We start from the raw sequence: 1,962 nt of genomic DNA on the forward strand, positions 1-1,962 counted from the left end.
ATCAGAAGCTGCAGCCAGATAGGCGGATGGAAGCGAATCTCGGCGAACAGCATCCCAAAGCAGCCAATGGCTCCCACGACCAGGAGGATGAACACCACCGGTCCGTCGCCAGAATCGGCTCGCGAAAGGTCCGCGCTACAGCGCTCGCAGGCCGGTCGTACCTTCAGGTACCCCGTGAATAGCGGCGCCTCTCTGCAGTTTGGACAGCGGCAGCGAGCGCCCGCCAGGATCGCGTTAGTCATGTTCATAGAGCGGCCCTGGCCGGCGCCGAATGCGCGCGCCGGTAAAGCGCCTGCAGCGTGCTGCGCAGGGCGGGCTTGGCGACGGCGAGGCGAATGAAGCGCGAGAGCTTGCTGGGTTTGAACGGCTTGACCAGCACATGGGAGCCTGAGGGGATCTCGGGGTCGCCGTCAGGCTCGAGCAGAAGAATGATCTGGGTTCCGGGCGACGAGGCCTTGGCCTGATCTACATGCTCGCACGTGATCAAACCGTCGCCTTCGGGCGCGATCACTAGAACCGCGGGGCGCGCGCCCTCGGCGATCGCCGCGAGGGCCTGAGCGCTCTCGTGAAACTCGACGACGTTCATCCCATCGAGGCGCAGTCCCTCAGCCATGACGCCGCAAAGGTCGAGGTCATGCTCCACGAGAAAAACGGTCGAGATATCGCTGACATGGGTCAATTGGGCGCAACCACGGCGGGGTCGATCATTTCCAGATGGGTCAATTGATGTATAAAGCATCAGAAAGCCCATAATGAAAGTCATTAGGTTGGTTTAATTTGGCTCAAGGCCGATGAGCCACATGGCGTGAGACTAGGCCACAAGCCCGTCGACCCAGGGTGAACTAGGCCGCTATCGCCGCGCGTATGGGGATGTTCTGACCATGGTTTGTGATGTTTTTTCCGCGCGGCCACACGGTGATCCAAGGGAGAATCCAATGGGCATGACCGAAAACCTCGCCGCTTTGCGGCAAACCCTCCGCCCGCTCGAGGGCGAGGTGGTGATCGAGGGATGGGCCGCCGAACGCGCGCGCGGCGACGAGCGCGTCTGCGGCTTGGTCCTGGTGAGCAACTGGCGCTTCATCTTCGTCGATCCCAAGGAAGGGCTTTCGGCCTTCCCGATCTTCAAGATCGACTATGTCGAACGCCGCTCCCCAACCTGCATCGCGCGTTCAACGTGGTATGATCGCATGCAACTCGACTTCGACAATCAAGCTGCGCTGGGGGCTGCCCTGAACCTTCTGCGGCAAGATCCCCGCTGGACGGCTGCGGAGCTCGACCTCGCACGCGAAGCGGCCAAGAACGCCTCGGAATGTCGACGCGCGCTATCGACGATCACGCCTTGATGATGCTCAGGACATCATTATAGATAGCCAAATGATCACGGGATCGCAGATGAAAGCCGCTCGGGCGCTTCTTGGCATCGACCAGAAGGAGCTGGCGCGCCTATCGGGCGTCTCGTTGCCGACCGTCCAGCGGATGGAAGCCAGCGACGGTATTGTTCGAGCGGTTGTAGATAGCCTGGAAAAAGTGGTCAACGCCATCAATGAGGCGGGGGTTGAACTGATCGCAAGCGGGGCCCGCAGCGAGGGCGCCGGCCGCGGCGTGAGGTTGCTCGAACGAAAGTAGCGCCGCAGAACGCGGACATGATGTTTAATACATCATAGTCGCCACGCAACGTATCGACTCGCATGCGCGCACCGTGATACACGCCACGACATGTGGAACGCTGAAGTTGTTCAATCGGCACCGACCATGGGGCGTCGTGAGGCCCGGTTGAAATTCGCCGGCCGCAGCCAGAGACTTGACCAACGCGACATGACGACGGCGCCGTCGCTTGGCCGTGCGGTTCCTGGTTCTCAGCCCTGCGAGATGTTTCGGGTCCAGGCGATGGATTGGGAGCGAGCGTTTCGCCCCGCCGCCAAGATCAACCTTCTCTTTGTCTGCCGCGCGCATACCGCCTTG

4 protein-coding genes are annotated in these 1,962 nt (G+C 61.4%); 2 read left to right on the forward strand and 2 right to left on the reverse strand.

Annotated features, from left to right (window positions below):
* Both Q7T84_RS21175 and Q7T84_RS17560 read right to left on the reverse strand, forming a co-directional pair.
* On the reverse strand, positions 1 to 248 hold a 248-nt coding region (locus Q7T84_RS21175), incomplete at its 3' end, for a DUF983 domain-containing protein (protein ID WP_370653684.1).
* Positions 245 to 679: a hypothetical protein gene (locus Q7T84_RS17560; RefSeq protein WP_304811414.1), complete on the reverse strand. Its 435-nt coding sequence runs from the start codon at positions 677 to 679 to the stop codon at positions 245 to 247. The genes Q7T84_RS21175 and Q7T84_RS17560, both read right to left, overlap by 4 nt.
* 256 nt (positions 680 to 935) lie before the next feature.
* Here Q7T84_RS17560 and Q7T84_RS17565 point away from each other — a divergent pair, with 256 nt between their 5' ends.
* Both Q7T84_RS17565 and Q7T84_RS17570 read left to right on the forward strand, forming a co-directional pair.
* Positions 936 to 1,343 (forward strand): hypothetical protein, encoded by a 408-nt coding sequence (locus Q7T84_RS17565; protein WP_304811416.1) that lies wholly within the window; start codon positions 936 to 938, stop codon positions 1,341 to 1,343.
* 31 nt (positions 1,344 to 1,374) lie between these two features.
* Complete coding sequence (locus Q7T84_RS17570) at positions 1,375 to 1,626, forward strand: DUF3853 family protein (protein WP_304811418.1); 252 nt, start codon at positions 1,375 to 1,377, stop codon at positions 1,624 to 1,626.
* Positions 1,627 to 1,962: the final 336 nt, after the last annotated feature.

The sequence above is a fragment of the Phenylobacterium sp. genome (genome assembly GCF_030654915.1).
Classification (GTDB): Bacteria; Pseudomonadota; Alphaproteobacteria; order Caulobacterales; family Caulobacteraceae; genus Phenylobacterium.

What these genes read in the sequence shown, in the direction of transcription:
- Q7T84_RS17565 (WP_304811416.1), top strand. Translation starts at nt 936, where the DNA reads ATGGGCATGACCGAAAACCTCGCCGCTTTGCGGCAAACCCTCCGCCCG.
- Q7T84_RS17570 (WP_304811418.1), top strand. Translation starts at nt 1,375, where the DNA reads ATGATCACGGGATCGCAGATGAAAGCCGCTCGGGCGCTTCTTGGCATC.